Source organism: Thalassobellus sediminis (assembly GCF_044386045.1).
In the GTDB taxonomy this organism is placed as follows: Bacteria; Bacteroidota; Bacteroidia; order Flavobacteriales; family Flavobacteriaceae; genus Thalassobellus; species Thalassobellus sediminis.
This window is the reverse complement of the sequence record NZ_JBISCD010000038.1, coordinates 156,164-175,753: the sequence shown is the minus strand read 5'-3', so window position 1 is coordinate 175,753 and position 19,590 is coordinate 156,164. Positions and strand designations below refer to the sequence as shown.

17 protein-coding genes are annotated in these 19,590 nt (G+C 29.2%); 9 read left to right on the top strand and 8 right to left on the bottom strand.

Going from position 1 to position 19,590, the window contains the following annotated elements:
• The first annotated feature begins 4 nt into the window (after positions 1–4).
• From ACH5TW_RS04145 to ACH5TW_RS04135, 3 genes are read left to right on the top strand one after another with little or no spacing between them, the layout of a single operon-like run.
• Positions 5–1,246 carry an O-antigen translocase gene (locus ACH5TW_RS04145; protein ID WP_439335218.1) on the top strand — a complete coding sequence of 414 codons (1,242 nt, stop codon included), beginning with the start codon at positions 5–7 and terminating at the stop codon, positions 1,244–1,246.
• Positions 1,247–1,279: 33 nt separating this feature from the next.
• Entirely contained in the window at positions 1,280–2,902 is a 1,623-nt protein-coding gene (locus ACH5TW_RS04140) for a phosphoethanolamine transferase (RefSeq protein WP_439335217.1), read from the top strand.
• 13 nt (positions 2,903–2,915) lie between these two features.
• Positions 2,916–4,010, top strand: a complete 1,095-nt coding sequence (locus tag ACH5TW_RS04135) for a glycosyltransferase (RefSeq protein WP_439335216.1) — start codon at positions 2,916–2,918, stop codon at positions 4,008–4,010.
• On the opposite strand, the gene ACH5TW_RS04130 is transcribed toward ACH5TW_RS04135, so the two are convergent.
• Genes ACH5TW_RS04130 through ACH5TW_RS04115 form a run of 4 tightly spaced genes read right to left on the bottom strand, consistent with a single transcriptional unit; the run spans position 4,007 to position 7,219 of the window.
• Complete coding sequence (locus ACH5TW_RS04130) at positions 4,007–4,942, bottom strand: glycosyltransferase family 2 protein (protein ID WP_439335215.1); 936 nt, start codon at positions 4,940–4,942, stop codon at positions 4,007–4,009. The two genes, ACH5TW_RS04135 and ACH5TW_RS04130, sit on opposite strands and share 4 nt — an antisense overlap.
• An 11-nt stretch (positions 4,943–4,953) precedes the next feature.
• Positions 4,954–5,796 (bottom strand): glycosyltransferase family 2 protein, encoded by an 843-nt coding sequence (locus tag ACH5TW_RS04125; protein WP_439335214.1) that lies wholly within the window; start codon positions 5,794–5,796, stop codon positions 4,954–4,956.
• Positions 5,796–6,533, bottom strand: a complete 738-nt coding sequence (locus ACH5TW_RS04120; protein WP_439335213.1) for a class I SAM-dependent methyltransferase — start codon at positions 6,531–6,533, stop codon at positions 5,796–5,798. The genes ACH5TW_RS04125 and ACH5TW_RS04120 overlap by 1 nt, the downstream gene beginning before the upstream one ends.
• A gap of 2 nt (positions 6,534–6,535) precedes the next feature.
• On the bottom strand, positions 6,536–7,219 hold the full coding sequence (locus ACH5TW_RS04115; protein ID WP_439335212.1) for a cell division ATP-binding protein FtsE: 684 nt from the start codon (positions 7,217–7,219) through the stop codon (positions 6,536–6,538).
• 235 nt (positions 7,220–7,454) lie between these two features.
• Between ACH5TW_RS04115 and ACH5TW_RS04110 the strand changes: the two genes are divergently transcribed.
• The 4 genes from ACH5TW_RS04110 (at position 7,455) to ACH5TW_RS04095 (ending at position 13,847) form a co-directional block, all read left to right on the top strand.
• Positions 7,455–10,496, top strand: a complete 3,042-nt coding sequence (locus ACH5TW_RS04110; protein ID WP_439335211.1) for a tetratricopeptide repeat protein — start codon at positions 7,455–7,457, stop codon at positions 10,494–10,496.
• Between the two features lie 133 nt (positions 10,497–10,629).
• Entirely contained in the window at positions 10,630–12,357 is a 1,728-nt protein-coding gene (locus tag ACH5TW_RS04105; protein ID WP_439335210.1) for a TonB-dependent receptor, read from the top strand.
• Positions 12,358–12,423: 66 nt separating this feature from the next.
• Positions 12,424–13,005, top strand: a complete 582-nt coding sequence (locus ACH5TW_RS04100; RefSeq protein WP_439335209.1) for a DUF1287 domain-containing protein — start codon at positions 12,424–12,426, stop codon at positions 13,003–13,005.
• A gap of 14 nt (positions 13,006–13,019) precedes the next feature.
• On the top strand, positions 13,020–13,847 hold the full coding sequence (locus ACH5TW_RS04095) for a hypothetical protein (RefSeq protein WP_439335208.1): 828 nt from the start codon (positions 13,020–13,022) through the stop codon (positions 13,845–13,847).
• Between the two features lie 74 nt (positions 13,848–13,921).
• Here the strand turns inward: ACH5TW_RS04095 and ACH5TW_RS04090 are convergent, their stop codons facing one another.
• Positions 13,922–14,617, bottom strand: a complete 696-nt coding sequence (locus ACH5TW_RS04090; RefSeq protein WP_439335207.1) for a class I SAM-dependent methyltransferase — start codon at positions 14,615–14,617, stop codon at positions 13,922–13,924.
• Between the two features lie 66 nt (positions 14,618–14,683).
• On the opposite strand from ACH5TW_RS04090, the gene ACH5TW_RS04085 reads away from it, so the two are divergent.
• Entirely contained in the window at positions 14,684–15,178 is a 495-nt protein-coding gene (locus ACH5TW_RS04085; protein WP_439335206.1) for a YkgJ family cysteine cluster protein, read from the top strand.
• Between the two features lie 4 nt (positions 15,179–15,182).
• On the opposite strand, the gene ACH5TW_RS04080 is transcribed toward ACH5TW_RS04085, so the two are convergent.
• Entirely contained in the window at positions 15,183–16,493 is a 1,311-nt protein-coding gene (locus ACH5TW_RS04080; RefSeq protein WP_439335205.1) for an exo-beta-N-acetylmuramidase NamZ family protein, read from the bottom strand.
• A gap of 8 nt (positions 16,494–16,501) precedes the next feature.
• Here ACH5TW_RS04080 and ACH5TW_RS04075 point away from each other — a divergent pair, with 8 nt between their 5' ends.
• Positions 16,502–17,737 (top strand): ABC transporter permease, encoded by a 1,236-nt coding sequence (locus ACH5TW_RS04075; protein WP_439335204.1) that lies wholly within the window; start codon positions 16,502–16,504, stop codon positions 17,735–17,737.
• A gap of 23 nt (positions 17,738–17,760) precedes the next feature.
• Here the strand turns inward: ACH5TW_RS04075 and yidD are convergent, their stop codons facing one another.
• Together yidD and cysS are read right to left on the bottom strand one after the other, a co-directional pair.
• Positions 17,761–17,985, bottom strand: a complete 225-nt coding sequence (yidD, locus tag ACH5TW_RS04070) for a membrane protein insertion efficiency factor YidD (RefSeq protein WP_439335203.1) — start codon at positions 17,983–17,985, stop codon at positions 17,761–17,763.
• An 89-nt stretch (positions 17,986–18,074) separates the two neighbouring features.
• A complete protein-coding gene (gene cysS / locus ACH5TW_RS04065) occupies positions 18,075–19,556 on the bottom strand; it encodes a cysteine--tRNA ligase (RefSeq protein WP_439335202.1) in 1,482 nt (493 codons plus the stop codon).
• Positions 19,557–19,590: the final 34 nt, after the last annotated feature.

The window sequence follows — 19,590 nt, the reverse complement described above, 5'->3', positions numbered from 1 at the left end:
AAAATTGGGTTTTTTTAATTCAATCTCAATAGTTGTTAAAATTATTACAAGTATTGTTTCGTCTAAGGCTATTGCTCTATTTTTAGGTCCATCTGGTCTTGGTTTTTTAGGGGTTTTTAAGGAGTTTTTTAATATGACTATTAACGTGTCTTCTTTGGGTTTGCAAAGAGGTGTCGTTAAATATTCTTCTGAATTGAAAAATAATAAAAACGAACTAAGTTTGTTTATTAATACCACTATGTTATTAGGTGGTTTTTTTAGTTTAGTAATAGGTTTGACAATTTATTTTTTTTCAGGATATTTAAATTCATATCTATTTCCTTCTCATAATTTCACAGTCGTATTCAAGATTTTAGGAACTATATTGCCTCTAAGTGTTTTAAGTAATTTTTTAATTTTTATTCTTAATGGGTTAGGTTTTTCTAAAGTTATTATAAGAATAAATATTTTATTGTATATTTTGAATATGCTATTAGTCGTTATAATGTCATATTATTATAACACTGTAGGTGCGTTATTAGCTATAAGTTTTGTGTATGTCCTTCAGTTTGTCGCTATCTCCATATTTAAACCTCAGGATTTATCTTTAAAAGTTTTTAATAAATTAAGGTTCTCAAATGAATATTTAAAAAAAATAATGGGATATACATTTATGACAATTACTTCTCTGGTGTTATTTCCATTTATTTCTATTTTAATAAGACAAGAAATAATTAATTTATTAGGAGAAACAGCAGCGGGTTTATGGGAAGGAATGAAGCGAATTTCAGAAAACTATTTACTTTTTGCTTCTTCTCTAATAATGCTTTCTGTTTTGCCTAAATTATCAGAAAGTGATAGTAGAGAGACTTTTAGAGAGGTGGTTTTTGGGTTTTTAAAATCGATTATTCCGTTTTTCATTATTGGGCTTGTTGTGTTGTATATAGTTAAAGATTATGTTGTAATGGTTTTTTATTCTAATGAGTTTTTACCAATGAATGTGTTGTTTAAATGGTATCTTATTGGGGACCTATTTAGAGTACTAGGAATGGTTTTAGCTGCAAATTTTTATGCAAGAAGAAATGTGATAGGTTACATAATTACCGATATGTTTTTGGCCTTAATAATGTATTTTTCTACTATAATTTTATTGAAAAGTAATGGTTTAGATGGAGGAGGTATTGCTTATTTTATTTCATATCTATTTTATTTTATTTTGTTACTTTTAATTTTCGGCAAAAAACTATTTCCTTTAAAAAAAAGTTAACTAAGTAAATGTAATATCTTACTATAATAAAAAATGGATAGAGAAAATAAACGTTTAGGCTTAGTTTTTATAATACCAACAATTCTATTTTTTTTATTCGAATTTGTTTTAGCAAAATTTAGAATTAATAGATTTTATAATTTTATTGAGAATCTGTTGTTTGTAGCAGTTATTATACTTGTTGCTTATTTTATAAATAATATATCGCTTAAAAAAATATATCTAAAGTTAGCATATGTTTTATTTTGTATTTGCTTGTTTTTCGAATCAATTTACTATTATAATTTTGAGACTATTTTTAGCTCGTCTGCAATATTTGTAATTTTAGAAACAAATATTACAGAAACTAAAGAGTTTCTTTTTTCATACTTGAATAAAGGAACTATCTCATTAATAATTTTATTTATAATAGCATTTGTTTTTGGGCTTTTACAAATTAATAAATATAATAAAGAAATTGTTAGTTTTAAATTTAAGAGAATAAAGGTATTAGGAATTATTTTATTTATTTTTTTATTTTTAAAAGTCACTACACTTATCGTTTATAATGTACCGTATTTAGTAATTAAAACAACTTCAAATTATTATAAAGAAACACAATTGTTAAGTGTTTATGGTAAAGAAAATCCATTAGGGGAATTTACAAATGTCAAGTCAACTTATAAATCAGGTGATAAACAGTTATATATAGTAGTAATTGGGGAGTCGATTAGTAAATTACATTTTCAATTAAGTAATCTTACTTATTATAGAGAAACCACACCTTTGTTGAATGATATTAAAGACGAGTTGATTCTTTGTGAAGATGTAATTAGTCCACATGCTTATACTATTGGAGCGTTAACTAAAGGGTTAACATTGGGAAATATAGAAAACCCTGAAGGAAAATATAAAGGTTCAATTATTCAGTTATTAAATCAAGCCAATTTTAAAACATTTTGGATTTCAAATCAAAGGCCAATTGGAATTTCTGATACACAAGTTACTAAAATAGGAAGAGGAGCAACCATTTCAACTTTTTTAAATATAAAACACACAAGTGAAGACACCCCCTTTGATCAAGTGTTAGTTGATGAATTGAATAAAATTGTTTTAGAACCAGGCGAAAAGAAAGTTGTTTTTCTTCATATGATTGGTGCACATATAAATTATGAAAAGCGCTATCCAGATAGTTTTAATTATTTTAAAGATGTTCCAAAATCTACTTTTAAGAATAAAATTGCTTATGAAACTATTAATGCTTATGATAATGTAGTTAGATATAATGACTATATTCTTAACGAAATAATAAATGTAACTAAAAAGCAAAATACGTCTAGCTTTGTTTTGTTTTTTTCTGATCATGGGCAAGAAGTTTATGATGAAATTGAATTTTTTGGACAATCAGTTGATCAAATGGTAACTAAGTCAATGTATAGAATTCCAATGTTTTTGTGGCAATCAGAGGCTTATGTAAAAACTAATTCAATTAAAAATAAAATTGATAAGAAGTATATGACTGATGATATGATTCACACTATAGCAGATTTATGTCATGTAAATAGTAATGAGATAGACTCTACGAGAAGTATCTTTAATTCTAATTTTAAAGAACGAAAAAGAATTATAAAAGCGAAAATTGATTTTGATACCGATTTTATTGATGTTATAAAATAATTTATATTATTAGGTGAAAAAGAAAGTATGTATTGTTGCAACATCTCTTGATAATGGAGGAGCAGAAAGGTCTGCTGCCACACAATCTATTATACTTGATAGTTTAGGGTTTGAAGTGTTTATTGTTACAGTAGATTCTGGAATAGCATATAATTATAAGGGAGTTTTGTTTGATTTAGGGAGCTTTAAAAAAGAGAAGGATTCTTTTGCTGGTAGAATTAAGAGACTTTATATATTTAAGAAGTTTTTAAAACGGAATAAAATTGATTTAATTATAGATAATAGACCTCGTAATCAGTGGTACAGAGAATTTATCTTAACTAAATTTATTTATAAATACAATACTATTTATGTCATTCATTCTTTTGAAAAAGCTTTAGCTTTTACAAAGTACAAATGGTTAAATACTTATTTGTATAGTAATGAAAGAATGATTGCAGTTTCTAATAAGGCTGCAGAGAAATTTACACAATTATATAATTTAAATAAAGTTTCAACAATTTATAATGCATTTCAATTTGATGATATACTTCAGCAATCAAATCAAGTAGTAGATTTGAGTAATTTGAAAAATTATATAATATATTATGGTAGAATACATGATAAGGCTAAAAATTTAAAATTACTTTTAAAGGCTTATAAATTATCTTCTTTAAGTAGTCAAAATATTAAATTACTTGTATTAGGAGATGGACCAGATTTGAATGAAATAAAAGATTACTCTAAAGGATTAAATATTGACGATAATGTTGTTTTTAAGGCATTTTCAAAAAAACCATTTCCATATGTTAAGAATGCTATCTTTTCAGTTTTAACAAGCCGGTCAGAAGGTTTTGCTATGGTGTTACCTGAGTCAATGTGTCTTGGAACACCAGTGATTTCAGTTGATTGCGAAGCTGGGCCAAAGGAAATTATTAAAAATTTGTATAATGGTTTATTAGTTGAGAATTGCAACCCAGATGCTTTAGCTAATGCAATGGATAGGTTTATAAATGATAAATATTTGTACAAAAAGTGTGCAAATAATGCTGCTTTAGATATTGATAGATTTTCAATATCTAAAATAAAAGAAGAATGGAGAGATTTAATTTTAGAGTTTGATACTTAAGAATAAGTACTAATATATATATTTTTATTTATTAAAAATTTATGAATTTTTTTATTGAATTTTAATACAAAAATAGGCAGCCTTAAAAGTGTTTTTTGTTTAAAATTTAAATTATTTAAATCAATTTCAGATTTTAATTTTTTATATAATATTATTTCTTTATTTATTTTGCACCTTAATGCTACTGCATAGCGGTTAATGTCTAAATACAATTTTATAGATGGATTATTTTCTTCTTCTTCTCTATAATTATTTATAAAATCATATCTAATAGCGTTATATTCATTTTTGGAAAGACTATTGTCAATATATAATTTATAAGTCATCGTAATTTTTGGATTAAAACTAACTTTGTAGTTTAAAGCAAACCGAATCCATAAGTCTAAATCTTGCGCGGTTTTTAATAAAGTATTGAACTCTCCAATATCTGTAAATTTTGATTTTGAGAAGCCTACGGCAGATGTCCAAGCCACAGGATTAATAATACTAGCTTTAAAGTAATCTTCGACTATTATACAGTTTTCATTAAATTTAAAATTAAAAGAGGCTTTCTTACAAGTATTATTTGAATACAAAACTTCATAATTATTACAATACAATCCGGCGTCAGGGAATAAATTTATTTGTTTTTTTAGCTCTGATAAATGATTTGTATGCCAGAAATCATCAGCATCTAATAGGGCTATGTAATTAGCCTTGGCAATTTGAATCCCTTTATTTCTTGCAAAAGAAACTCCTTTGTTTGTTTGTTGAATAATAGCTATTCTGGAGTCTTTAATTAATTTTACTGTTTCTAAACTTTTGTCTGTACTACCATCATCAACAATAATTACCTCAAAATCTTGAAAATCTTGGTTAAGAACACTTTTTAAAGTTGATTCAATAAAGTTTTCTTTATTATATAATGGTATTATTACAGAGAAATATGGCATTTAAAATAGTTTTATAAAGAACATAAATATCCTAATCTATAAGCGTCATAGAATAATAAAGAAGCATGTTTAGATCTTAAGTTTTTACTTAAAAGAGGTTTAGATAACTTAAATAATTTGCCTATGATATTTTTTATTCTTAATTTTTTAATATATAAATAATATTTAATGATTGTTGATTGATTTTTATTTAATTTGTTTTGTTTTATTAAATTTTTCAGATTGCAAATGGCTTTTTCTGTTTTTATAAGAAATGTGTTAGCATCATCATCACATTCATGAACTACTGGATTGTTAAACGAATAAATATCAATATTATTCGTCTTTAATGTTTCAAAAAACAGCACATCCTCATAGCCATATTGTTTTAAGGTTTCATCAAAAGGAAAATTTAAAAAAGTCTGTTTTTTTATCATAAAATTTGAAGAGCAGAAAGTTTTAGATTCTCTTTTTTTAGTGTAAATCCATCGAAGTTTATACTTTGCTTCCGGCTCTTTCTTTAAATGAGTCATGCCTCCACTTACTACTTCTTTTGAAATTAAGGATAAATAGTTTTTTATAAAAGTATCATTTTTTGGCAAGGTACCCGCATCAATAAATAATAGAGTTTCATATTTAGCATTTTTCCCTAATAAGTTTCTAATGGCACTTCTGCCAATATTAATTGAAAGTTCATTGAAACTACAATTATTTAAAGAATTAATAGAGTTGTTTTTTGAATTAAGTTGCGATTTAGAGCCATCATCAAAACAAATAATCTCAAATACAATATTAGCGTCACGAGCTTGCTGTTCTAATTGACAAGCTAGGGGATAAACATTGTAATTATATGTTGGGATTAAAATTGAAAGCATTATTTTTTAGCAATTAATACAGTTTCAGGAGATTTAAAACCAACGAATAAATCATCTGAATGTTTATCAAAATTTTCAATCTGCACTTTAAAACCTATATTTTCTAGTCGTTCTTTTAATCCTCCAACAGAATAGATTCTAACATGGTCGTTTTGTCCAAAATGTTTTTCTCTATCTTCAGGAGTAATAATAGAAAAATCTTCATAAATATCACCTTCTTTAAACGGTGTTTGTATAAATATAGTGCCATTTGGATTTAAAACTCTGTAAAGTTCAGACATGGCTTTTTTGTCTTCAATAATGTGCTCAAGAATATGATAACAGATAATCGTGTCAAATTTTTCGTTTTCTTGTTCAATATTAGTAATGTCAAACTTATAATCGGCTAAAAACTCATCTTCAAAATCGGAGCTATAATATGTAATGCTTTTTTCTTTTTTGAAATTTCTATAAAGACTTCTTGATGGTGAAAAGTGAAGAATATTTCCGTTTATAGAATCGTTATCATTAAGTAGTTGCCAAAGTCTTCTGTTTCTAGATAAACTTCCACAAAAAGGACATAATAAATCTTTGTTTTCTAATGTGATAAAAGATTTCAATTGTTTGTCACAAGTATTGCATTGGTGATTTTTTCCAAGATAAAATGCACCATGAAATTTTCGAAAAAACAGTTCGTTTTTAAAAAGAAATGATTTCGGAATTAAAGCTTTTAAACTATTCTTTATTGTTTTATACATATTTAACCTTTCCTCTGTACCACCTCATAAACAGCATTCTCATCACACTTTAAAGTTTTACTTGGGTATTTTAAAAGCAATGCATAATCGTGTGTAGCCATTAATATGGTGTTGCCGTTTTTATTAATTTCTTGTAAAACCTCCATAACTTCAACGCTTGTTTGCGGATCTAGGTTTCCTGTAGGTTCATCGGCAAGTATAAGTTCTGGGTTATTAAGTAAAGCTCTGGCTATGGCAATACGTTGTTGCTCACCACCAGAAAGCTCATGCGGATATTTAAACCCTTTTGTTTTCATGTCAACCTTTGTTAAAACTTCCTCGACGCGTGTATTCATTTCAGTTTTGTCTTTCCAGCCTGTAGCTTTTAAAACAAACAATAAATTATCGTTGATGGTTCTATCTGTTAGTAATTTAAAATCTTGAAACACAACGCCTAATTTTCGTCTTAAAAACGGAATTTCTTTTTCTTTAAGTGTTTTTAAATTAAAATCGACTATATGTCCGTCGCCTTCAGTTAAAGGTAAATCGCCATAAAGTGTTTTCATAAAACTACTTTTACCAGTTCCTGTTTTTCCAATTAAGTATACAAAGTCACCTTTATTAATTTCTACATTAACATTAGAAAGCACTAAACTTTCACCTTGAAAAATGGAAGCGTCTTTTAATTGTAAAATAGGGTCTGGCATAAATTGAAATGATTTTTAAAGTGTTGTAAATGTATTATTAATTAGTTAAAAGTTGAAAGTTAAACGCTAAAAATTTAAAATAGTTGTTGCAAAAACATCTAGCTTCTGTCTTCCAACTCCTGTCTTCTGTCAATTTCAAACATTTAATAACTCGGTTTATAATTATAGCACGATTGTTGCGTTATAGCTTTTAGATTGAATTATCTTTGAATATCAAATTAAAAACGAATCATTAATGACTAAAAAAAATATTGTCTTATTACTATTGGCTATAAGTTTTAGTTTCCAGATTATAGCACAGCAATCTGCCACATATACAAGTAGTTTAGTAGATTATCAGAAGGCGTTGTCTCTTTATAATAATCAACAATACCTTGCTGCGAAATCGTTGTTTGGAAATGTACAAAAAACAGCTAAAGAAGAAGTGTTGCAATCAGATTGTGCATATTATATAGCAAATTGTGCGGTGCGTTTAAACCAACAAAATGCCGATAGTTTAGTTGAAGATTTTGTTAAAGATTATCCAACTAGTACTAAAAGAAATACGGCTTTTGTTGATGTTGCCGATTATTATTTTACGAATGGAAAATATGCTTATGCCAGAAAATGGTATAATAAAGTAGACGAAAATGCATTAGGTAAAAAAGAAAAGCAAAAGTTCTATTTTAATAATGGTTACACCGCATTTTCAACAAAGCAATATAAAGTTGCTAAAAAGTATTTAAGTAAAGTTGAAAACACTCCAGAATATGGGTCGCAAGCAAAATACTATATAGGTTTTATGGCTTATGAAGGCGATGATTATGATAGAGCAAACGAATATTTCGATCAAGTAAGCGATCAAGAACGATACAAAGAAAAGCTATCGTATTATCAAGCCGATTTAAATTTTAAACTCGGAAATTTTGAAAAAGCTATTACCCTTGCTAAAGAACGATTAGAAACTAGTGACACGGATGAAGTATCTGAACTTTCTAAAATAATAGGTGAAAGCTATTTTAATTTAAAACAGTATGCTGAAGCTATTCCTTTTCTAACAGCATATAAAGGAAAAAAAGGAAAACGTGATAGAACGGCAAAATGGAATAATACAGATTATTATCAATTAGGGTATGCGCATTATAAACAAGGCGATTATGAAACGGCTATTTCAGAGTTTAATAAAATAATCGGAGGTAATAATGCTATTGCTCAAAATGCCTATTATCATTTAGGAGAGAGCTACATAAATCTTGATAAAAAACAAGAAGCTTTAAATGCCTTTAGAAATGCGTCTCAAATGGATTTCGATTTAAAAATTCAAGAAGATGCTTGGTTAAATTATGCTAAAATTAGTTATGAAATCGGGAATCCGTATCAATCGGCTCCTCAAGTTTTAGCTGGTTATTTAGAAAAGTATCCGAATACGAGTTATAAAGATGAAGTTGAAACGCTTTTGATTGATTCTTACATCACATCAAAAAACTATAAAGAAGCTTTGAAACTATTAAAAGGAAAAAATAGTTTCGAAAATAAAGTGGCTTATCAAAAAGTAGCTTTTTATAGAGGTGTTGAATTGTATAATGAAAATCAGTATTTAGATGCAGAATCACTTTTTGATGCGTCTTTAAAAGAACCTAGAGATCCCAAATACACAGCACGAGCAATGTTTTGGAAAGCTGAAGCCGATTATAATTTAACTAATTATGATGATGCTTTAGTTGGTTTTAAACAGTTTCAACAGCAACCCGAGTCGACATCAACACCAGAAATAGAAAATATAGATTATAACTTAGCTTACACGTATTTTAAGTTGAAAAATTACCCACAAGCAACTCAATATTTTAATCAATTTATTTCTAAAAGGAAAGATGATAAAGTAAGATTAAATGATGCCTATTTAAGATTGGGAGATGCTTATTTTGTGTCTAGTGAATATACCAACGCTATTAATGCTTACGAAAAAGCTATTAAGCTAAGCGAGATAGAATCAGATTATGCCTTTTTTCAAAAAGCAATAAGTATTGGGTATGCGGGGCAATCTTCAAAAAAAATAAAAGAGTTAGATGACTTTATTTCTAAATATCCAAAATCTAAATTACGTGATGATGCCTTATACGAATTAGGGAATTCTTATGTAAAAGCGAATGAAACAGATAAAGCTATGCAGGTTTATAATCGTTTAAGTAGCGAGTATAAAATGAGTTCTTTTGTACCAAAAGCGTTGTTGCGTCAAGGATTGGTTTATTATAACGGAAGTGAAAATGATCTTGCATTAACCAAATTCAAGAAGGTTGCAGGTAGTTACCCAGGAACTCCAGAGGCGGTTCAAGCAGTTTCTACGGCACGTTTAATTTATATCGATTTAGGACGTGTTGATGATTATGCGGCTTGGGTACGGACTTTAGATTATGTAGAGGTTACCGATGCCGATTTAGATAATGCTACTTACGAAGCTGCCGAAAAACAATATTTAGATAATAATACCGATAAGGCCATCAAACAATTTAACGGTTATTTAAATGAGTTTCCAAACGGTATACACACTTTACAGGCTCATTTTTATGTAGCACAATTGTATTATAAAAAAGACTTACTTGCAAATGCAGCACCACATTATAAATATGTTGTAGATGCCTCAAGAAGTGAATATTCAGAGGAAGCTTTATCACGTTTATCTCAGTTTTATTTAGAATCTAAAAATTGGAATACTGCCATACCTTTATTGAAAACCTTAGAGGAAGAAGCTGATTTTCCGCAGAATGTAGTATTTGCGCAATCTAATTTAATGAAAGCTAATTATCAATTAGAAAACTATGATGATGCGGTTTCTTATGCTGAAAAAGTATTGAAAAAATCAAAAATTGATAATAAAATTAAAAGTGATGCGCACATTATTATTGCACGTTCTGCTATAAAAACAGGAAATGAAGACCGAGCAAAAGTGGCTTATGCAGAAGTTGAAAAAACAGCAACAGGTGAAGCAGCAGCTGAAGCTTTATATTACAATGCTTATTTTAAAAATAAAGAAGGTAAATACGAAGCTTCTAATAAATCAGTACAAAAATTAGCTAAAGATTTTTCAGCTTACAAATATTATAGTGCCAAAGGTTTAGTATTAATGGCAAAGAATTTTTATGCTTTAAATGATGCGTTTCAAGCCACTTATATTTTAGAAAGTGTTATTGAAAATTTTAAAGAATTTGACGATGTTGTTGATGAAGCCAAAGCGGAATTAAGCAAAATAAAAACGGAAGAAGCTAAAACAAATTCATCTATACAAACTGAAGAGAATTAATTCTTAGTTCGAGTTAAATTGTCATTCCTGCGAAGGCAGGAATCTTATAAAATAAAACCTGAATTATTATAATGTGGATTCCCGATTTCGTGGGAATGATTAGGAGTCAATCAAATAAAAAAACAAATAAAATATGCGAAAGCACATAAAACAAATATTAACAACGGTTTTTACATTAACCCTATTTTTAGGTTTTTCTCAAAGCAGAAAGAACGACACCATTAATACAGGTGTGATAGATGTTGTAAAACCATATACGCCATCTATTTCTGATGCTTTTAAGGTAAAAGAAATTCCGTCTTTAGAAGATGAAACTACAGAAACAAAAAAGGATATTAAGTATAATATATTTTCATTTCCAGTAGCATCAACATTTACACCTGCAAAAGGAAAAGCAGCGGTTGTAGAAAAGGCAAAACCTATAAAGTTATATGATAATTATGCAACTTTAGGAGTAGGAACCTATACTACTATTTTAGGCGAAGTTTATTTAAATCATGCTATTAGCAGAAATGAAAGTGTTGGAGGCTATTTAAGTCATCATTCTTCTGCCGGTGGTATTGAAGGTTTATCTTTTGATGATAATTTTTCAAACTCAAAAATTAATGTGAATTATGCCTCTCGTTTACGTGATTTAGCGTGGAATGTAGAAGCAGGATTTCAGCATCAAATGTATAATTGGTATGGTGTGCCGAAATCTATAATTCCACAAGCGCAAACAGATGGCATTGAAGTCAATCATTCGTTTTTTAATGCACATTTTGGTGGTGATATTAGTTTTGAAGATACTTATATTAATTCAGGAAGTTTCTTTTTTAGACGTTTTGGAGATAACCAAGGTTCAGGTGAAAATAGATTTATAGCAAAAGCAACGGTAGATATTCCAATAAATAGAGTAGAGGTATCAACCGATATAAAAATAGATTATTTAGGCGGAACGTTTGATAGAAATTATTTCACAAATACCGAATTAAATTATGGTAATTTCCAAGTTGGTATATCGCCAACATATCAAATGAAAGAAGATGATTTAACGGTTAATCTTGGGTTTTCTGCTTATTATTTAAACGATAAAGAATCAAGTGGTAGCAAGTTTTATATTTATCCAAATGTAACGGCTACTTACAGATTGGTTAACGATGTATTGATTGCTTATGGAGGTATTCAAGGTGATTTAATTCAGAATTCGTATTACGGATTTGCAACAGAGAATCAGTTTGTTTCACCAACGTTATTTATAACGCCAACAGACCAATTATATAACGCTTATGTAGGTTTAAAAGGAAAGTTGTCTAGTAACATGAGTTATAATATTAGCGGACGTTATATAGCAGATAGAAATAAAGCACTTTACAGAAATAATGATATAACAACTACAGGAGAAAATTATACTTATGGGAATTCTTTTGGAATCGTTTATGATGATATAGATACGTTTGGGGTTGCAGGAGAAATAAATGTAGATGTTAACCGAAATTTTAAATTAGGATTGAAAGCGGAATATTTTAGTTATTCTTCCGACAACGAAGCAGAAGCTTGGAACTTACCAGATGTAAAAGGTTCTCTGTTTTTAGATTACCAAATAGATGAAAATTGGTTTGCTGGTGCTAATTTATTCTACGTAGGAGAACGAAAAGATCAATTCTTTTTAAATGATCAACTTATTGCAGCAACTCCGTTTACTGTTACTTTAGATAGTTATTTTGATGCTAATGCACATGTTGGTTATCATATAAACGATCAAATTTCGGTATTTGCAAAGGCAAATAACATAGCTAATGAAGGTTATCAACGCTGGCAAAATTTTCCGGTACAAAGTATTCAGTTTTTAGCGGGTGCTACTTTTAAGTTTGATTTCTAAAAAGTTAAGTTTTTGTCTTTCCCGCGCAGGCGGGAATCTCATAAAAGGAATGAATATACGTGTGTTATGAAAAAACTATTTTTCATTTTATTTATTTTTTGTTTCAGTTTTATTGAAGCTCAAAATATTGTTGAGCAATTAACACTTTCTGATGCTGCTTTAGAATTAACAAAGCAAAAGGTTACTTACGATCCAAGTTATTTTTCAATTGAGTACCCAAACGGAGATGTACCGTCTAATAAAGGCGTTTGTACAGATGTTGTAATTAGAGCTTACAGGAAATTAGGTGTCGATTTACAAAAGGGAGTACATGAGGATATGAAAGCGCATTTTAATTTGTATCCAAAAACATGGGGTTTAAAAACTACAGATAAAAATATTGACCACAGGCGTGTCCCTAATTTAATGACGTATTTTAAAAGACAAGGCGCAGAGAAACTAATCTCTAAAAACCCAAATGATTATAAGCCTGGAGATGTTGTTTGTTGGAATTTAGGAGGTGCTATTACTCATATAGGTATTGTAGTTAATAAGAAATCTAATGATGGCAAACGATATTTAATTGTTCATAATATTGGAGGAGGTCAAGTTTTAGAAGATTGTTTGTTTAGTTTTAAAATAATTGGGCATTATAGATATAGACTTTAATATTATATTTTAAAATGGAAAACAGAAAATACTATTTATTAAATTACATCTTTATTTTTGGAATAGTTCTGTTATTTTTTAACGATCATTTTTTTAAATTGCAGTTTTCAAATTGGTTTACTGGTAAGTTTTCCGATTTCATTGGTTTATTAGTTTTTCCATTTTTCTTAAGTTTTTTATTTCCAAAAGCAATTAAATGGAATGTAATTTTAACAGGCGTGTTTTTTATTTTTTGGAAATCACCTTTTTCTCAAGACTTTATAGAATTTTATAATGCAATCACTTTTATTAAAATAACAAGAGTTATTGACTATACCGATTATATAGCATTATCAATTTTGCCAATTGCATATTATTTCTTGAAAAGAATTTTTATTTTTGATAGACTTCATTTTAATAAAATAGTAATAAATCCAATACTTTTATTGTTGCCAACTATTTTGGTTTTTATGGCTACATCACGACCTTTTTACTACGATTTTTATTTTTCATCGAAAGGAAATGTTAGGTTTTTTAAGAATAGAATTAATGTAAAAATAAGTCAACAAGATGTTTTAAGCGAAATGGGAAAAATGAAGGTTTCCGTAGTTCCTGATTCAACATTTAATACCCATAACCCTAAAGTTTTTAATTTTTATAGTATTGATGAATTAATATTGGATAAAGATACTATTAAAGATTTAAGATTTTCTATGGTTTCGTTTAAAGATAGTAAAACGACAATATATTTAAATGCAATAACTATTTCAAAAGAGATTAAAGAGGATGAAGTTTCAAAAGAATTGAGAAAGTATTACAAAAAAATATTGCGAAAATATATTAAAGAAAATATTAAGCATTGATTTAGTCATTTCTTATTAGAGATAGAATATGAAGTTTCAATTTATAAAATTCCTGCCTTCGCAGGAATGATAAATCAACTCAACTTCGCCAAATAATCAAAATGCTCACCCTCTAAAACCAATTCACATTTTAATCCAACGGTTTCACAGGCGAGTTCTAATGTTTTAAAATCTAAATACAACCATTTCATAGGAGCTTCTTTTTCGCCTTTGTAAGAAAGGAAATAATCAAGTTCACCATAATAACTAGAGTTGGTATCCATCCAATAACCGCCATCTTCATCTTCATACATATATTTAATATCCGATGAATCTATTAAAATTTGTCCGTTAGGTTTTAACCGACTTTTTAAATGCGTTAAGTGTTTTGAAACTTGAGTTAATTTTTGAAAGATACCTGTACCATTCATTAGTAATAAAACAGTATCAAAGGTTTCAGTTTCATCTAAAATGTTTTTCACTTCAGCATTTAAAATGCCACGTTGTTTTGTTACTTCAATTGCACCTTTTGAGATATCTATTGCTTTAACTTTTAAACCTTTTTCTTGTAAATACAAACTATGACTTCCAGCACCGCAGCCAACATCTAAAATACTACCTTTTGCTAATTTTAAAGCTTGTTGTTCTAATTTGGGCATCTCTTCAAAATCACGAAATAAATAGGGTAGAGGTAATGTGTCCTCATCAGAAATACTTGTAGAAGTAATAATGTCTTCGGTATAATCTTCGTTTTGATAATCTAATAAGGCGTTGCCGAAAAGGTCTTTCATTAATAATGCTATTTTTTCATTTCCGCAAAGGCGGAAATCTCATAATAAATATATTATTTTTGCACCATGCAAGACATTATAAATAATCTTCCAAAGCTCGCCAAAGATAAGCATAACGAAAACAAAAAATTCTTCGCGAAGCTAAAAAAGAAGACGCCTAAAAATTTAGATTATGTGATGGAAGACATACATGAGGAAGAATTTGAGCGCACCGATTGTTTAAAATGTGCTAATTGCTGCAAAACCACCGGACCGTTGTTTACCGATAAAGATGTAGATAGAATTGCTAAACATTTTAGAATGAAAACACAGCAATTTATAAGTCAGTATTTGCGAATTGATGAGGAAAACGATTATGTGTTGCAAAGTGTACCTTGTACCTTTTTAGGAGCCGATAATTATTGTTCTATTTACGATGTACGACCAAAAGCTTGTCGAGAGTTTCCGCACACTGATAGAAAAAAGTTTCAGCAAATTTCTAATTTAACATTAAAGAATGTAGCTATATGTCCTGCCGCTTTTAATATTGTTGAAGATATGAAAAAACGGATTAAAGTTTAATAATCTATTTATAAATTAAATATTTAGCTCTTGTTTTTCTGAAGATTTTTAAGCCTTCTTGCCATGTTGCTTTTATTTCAGTTTCACCTAAGCCAGTTTCAATTTGTTGTTGTAGCTTTTTGGTACCAGCTAATTTTGTAAAGAATGCGTTGAAAAAATCATCTTTATTTTTAGAGTTATTATAAGCTTCAATAAGCCAACCTAAATTCAAAGTATTAAGATTTTCTGTTAAGATTAAATTTTTACCAAAGCATAATTTATCTTGATGTTTTGGATATTTCGAGCCAAAATTTGGTTGCGGAGTAAATTCAAAATCATATAATTCCGCATTTAAAAATGGACTTCCAAAAATTTGAAAAGGAAACTTTGTACCTCTTCCTGCGCTTACATTTGTGCCTTCAAAAAAACACAAGCTAGGGTACAGGTTAATAGATTTATCGTTTGGTAAGTTAGGAGACGGATATATTGGTAAATTATAACTTAGATTATGGTTGTAGTTTTTTAAAGAGATTACGTTTAATTCACATTGTATACCATTTGTTAACCATTTTTCGCCGTTAATCATTTGCGCATATTCGCCAATAGTCATACCATGCACTACGGGAATTGGATGCATGCCAACAAAACTTGAATGAGCAGTTTCTAAAATAGGACCATCAATATAATGTCCGTTAGGGTTTGGTCTGTCTAAAATAATTACAGGAATGTTCGCTTCAGCACAAGCTTCCATAACATAGTGTAGCGACGAGATATACGTATAAAATCGAGCGCCTACATCTTGAATATCAAAAATGATGATGTCTATGTTTTTAAGTTGCTCGGGCGATGGCTTTTTGTTTTTTCCGTAAAGAGAAACAATAGGTAATTGGGTTTTGGTATCTATACCATCTTTTACATGTTCGCCAGCATCTGCAGTTCCTCTAAAACCATGTTCGGGAGCAAATACTGTTTTTATATTTATGTTTAGAGTTATTAGAGAATCTACTAAATGCGTATTGTGATTTACAAGTTTTTCTAATTTTGTTTCTCTTGTTTCGGGATCAAATAAAAGAATTGAATCTATACCCTTTTTAAAAATTACGCTTGTTTGATTCGCTACAATTCCAACTCGTTTTCCTTTTAATAGAGGTAAATAAGAGGTTGTTTGATTTGCACCAACAATAATACCTGTATCTTTTTTTACTTCATTTATAACCTCCTTCTGTTTGGCAACTTCAGAGTTCTGGTTTCCAGCTTCAGATTTCGATAAGTTTGCACAAGAAATCATTACTAAAACAAATAATAAAACTGTATTTTTGAAAATATTAAACCTCATTGTATAAATTGAATTACGAGTTTTTTATAGCAAAACGCATTATTGGTAGTAAAGCGTATAAAAGTAGCATATCGGCACCAATAATAAAAATTGGTATTGCTGCAATTGCTATTGGTATTATAGTTATGATGATTGCTATTGCAACAGGTATTGGTTTGCAACAAAAAATACGCGACAAAGTTGTGGCGTTTAATGGCGATGTTATTATTTCTAATTACGATAGTAACAATTCACAAGAAAGTTTGTTTCCTATATCTAAAGAACAAAAGTTTTACCCAGAATTTAAATCGGTTGAAGGTATAACTCATATTCAAGCGGTGGCAACTAAATTTGGAGTTATTCGTACTGAAACTGATTTTGAAGGTGCTATTTTAAAGGGGGTAGGAACTGATTATGATTGGAAATATTTTAAAGAGTTTTTAATTGAAGGTAGGTTGCCAATTTTCGATAAAAAATGGAGTGAAGAGGTTTTAATTTCGCAATATTTAGCTAACCGATTGGGTTTTAAAATTAATGATACCTTTCAAATGGTATTTTTAAAAGAAGACACAGAAAAACTGCCTAATATTATAACTTTTAATATTGTTGGTATTTATAATTCTGGTTTTCAGGACTTAGATAAACAATTTTTAATTGGGAATATTCGTCATATTCAACGTGTTAATAAATGGAAAGAAGATCAAATAGGTAACTTTGAAGTGTTTATTGATGATTTTGATGACTTACAAACAAAAGGTATTGAAGTTTATAAAAACACACCATCTACTTTTAATACGCAAACAGTAAGTGATAAATATGCCTCAATTTTCGAGTGGATAAAAATATTTGACAAAAATATTTACGGTATTATTGGTATTATGATTTTGGTTGCTGGCATAAATATGATAACAGCATTACTTGTTTTAATACTTGAACGCACACAAATGATAGGTATATTAAAGGCCTTAGGAAGTAATAATTGGAGTATTAGAAAATTGTTTTTATATAATGCTTCGTATTTAATTTTCTTAGGATTATTATGGGGGAATATTTTAGGTTTAGGTATACTGTTTGCTCAAAAATACTTTAAGTTGTTTCCGTTAGATCCAAGTGTGTATTATGTTACTGAAGCTCCTGTTTATATAAGTTTTGGTTATGTGTTAGCTTTAAACTTAGGAACGCTTATTTTGTGTTTAATTATGCTTTTAGTTCCATCTTATATTATAACCAAAATATCTCCTGTGAAGGCTATAAGGTTTGATTAAGAGTTAGTATTTTTTGTAGGTTTTTAAGGCACAGGATCATACCCAGAACCTCCCCAAGGATGGCAACTAAAAATACGTTTTATAGCTAACCAGCCTCCTTTAATTAATCCATGTTTTTGTAAAGCTTCTTTGCTGTAATGTGAGCAAGTTGGTTGAAATCTACAGGTAGCAGGTGTTAATGGCGATATTAGTGTTTGATACACTTTTATCAAAAACAAAAATGGAGCTATGAGTAGTTTTTTTAACATGCTATTGTCATTCCTGCGTAGGCAGGAATCTGTTTGATTTTATTTCAGATTTATAATGGATTCCTGCTTGCGCAGGAATGACAAAGCAACTAATTAACAGAAAACGTTGTGCCTTCTTTACCGTCTTTAAGCTGAATACCTGCTTCAGCTAATTCATCGCGAATTTTATCAGACAAAGCAAAATCTTTATTAGCTCTAGCTTCTTGTCGTAACTTAATTAAAATATCAACCGCTCCAGAAAGTTTATCGCTTCCAGAATCTTTTTTAGTCACGTTTTCTAATCCTAAAATATCAAAAACAAAACTGTTTACAGTGTCTTTTAAAGTAGTTAAATCTTCAGCAGTTAATGTCTCACTACCATCTTTAATTTGATTAATGTATTTAGTAGCTTCAAATAAATGCGCAATTAAAATAGGCGAATTAAAATCGTCGTTCATGGCATCATAACATTTTTGTTTCCATGCACTAATATCAATTGAAGACGTTTCAGAAGCTGTTAAGCTATCTAATAAATTAACGCCATCCATAAGTCTGTAAAACCCTTTTTCGCTGGCTAATAAACCATCATCGGTTAAATCTAATACACTTCTATAAGACGATTGTGCTATAAAAAAACGAATCACACTTGGCGCATATGCTTTACTGAAAAAGTTATTATTTCCAGAAAGTAATTCATCTGGATTTACTGTATTTCCTGTAGATTTAGACATGCGTTGTCCGTTTAACTCTAGCATATTAGCATGCATCCAGTAATTTACAGGGCTTTTTCCTTTGGCAGCTTCGTTTTGAGCTATTTCACATTCGTGATGCGGGAATTTTAAATCCATACCACCACCATGAATATCAAACTGTTCACCAAGATATTTCGTACTCATGGCTGTACATTCTAAATGCCAACCTGGAAATCCATCACTCCAAGGAGATGGCCATCGCATAATATGTTGAGGTTCGGCTTTTTTCCAAAGAGCAAAATCTTGCGGATTCTTTTTATCGCTTTGTCCGTCTAATTCACGGGTGTTATGTATTAAATCTTCAAGCTTACGCTTACTAAGTATACCGTAATCTTTGGTTTCGTTAAACTTGTGTACATCAAAATAAACTGAACCATTTACTTCGTAACCAAACCCATTTTTAATAATGGTTTCTATAAGTTCAATTTGTTCTATAATATGACCTGTTGCAGTAGGTTCTATACTTGGCGGAAGAAAATTAAACGTGTTTAAAATGTTATGAAAATCGACTGTGTAGCGTTGCACGACTTCCATCGGTTCTATTTGTTCTAAACGTGCTTTTTTTGTTATTTTATCTTCACCTGCATCAGCATCATTTTCTAAATGACCTGCATCTGTTATATTTCTTACGTAACGAACTTTATAACCCAAATGTTTTAAATAGCGAAAAATCATATCAAAAGACATGAAGGTTCTAACATTTCCCAAATGCACATTACTATAAACTGTAGGTCCACAAACATACATGCCTATATAACCTTCGGTAATAGGTTTAAAGGTTTCTTTTGTTCCCGTAAGTGAATTGTATAATTTTATTGGATTATGTTGATATAACTGCATCTGTAATTTCTTGAGCCGTTTATTGTTATACTAT

Coding starts and splice junctions, on each gene's coding strand:
- ACH5TW_RS04140 (WP_439335217.1), top strand. CDS start 1,280: ATGGATAGAGAAAATAAACGTTTAGGCTTAGTTTTTATAATACCAACA.
- ACH5TW_RS04130 (WP_439335215.1), bottom strand. CDS start 4,942: ATGCCATATTTCTCTGTAATAATACCATTATATAATAAAGAAAACTTT.
- ACH5TW_RS04125 (WP_439335214.1), bottom strand. CDS start 5,796: ATGCTTTCAATTTTAATCCCAACATATAATTACAATGTTTATCCCCTA.
- ACH5TW_RS04120 (WP_439335213.1), bottom strand. CDS start 6,533: ATGTATAAAACAATAAAGAATAGTTTAAAAGCTTTAATTCCGAAATCA.
- ACH5TW_RS04115 (WP_439335212.1), bottom strand. CDS start 7,219: ATGCCAGACCCTATTTTACAATTAAAAGACGCTTCCATTTTTCAAGGT.
- ACH5TW_RS04110 (WP_439335211.1), top strand. CDS start 7,455: ATGACTAAAAAAAATATTGTCTTATTACTATTGGCTATAAGTTTTAGT.
- ACH5TW_RS04105 (WP_439335210.1), top strand. CDS start 10,630: ATGCGAAAGCACATAAAACAAATATTAACAACGGTTTTTACATTAACC.
- ACH5TW_RS04100 (WP_439335209.1), top strand. CDS start 12,424: ATGAAAAAACTATTTTTCATTTTATTTATTTTTTGTTTCAGTTTTATT.
- ACH5TW_RS04095 (WP_439335208.1), top strand. CDS start 13,020: ATGGAAAACAGAAAATACTATTTATTAAATTACATCTTTATTTTTGGA.
- ACH5TW_RS04090 (WP_439335207.1), bottom strand. CDS start 14,617: ATGAAAGACCTTTTCGGCAACGCCTTATTAGATTATCAAAACGAAGAT.
- ACH5TW_RS04085 (WP_439335206.1), top strand. CDS start 14,684: ATGCAAGACATTATAAATAATCTTCCAAAGCTCGCCAAAGATAAGCAT.
- ACH5TW_RS04080 (WP_439335205.1), bottom strand. CDS start 16,493: ATGAGGTTTAATATTTTCAAAAATACAGTTTTATTATTTGTTTTAGTA.
- yidD (WP_439335203.1), bottom strand. CDS start 17,985: ATGTTAAAAAAACTACTCATAGCTCCATTTTTGTTTTTGATAAAAGTG.
- cysS (WP_439335202.1), bottom strand. CDS start 19,556: ATGCAGTTATATCAACATAATCCAATAAAATTATACAATTCACTTACG.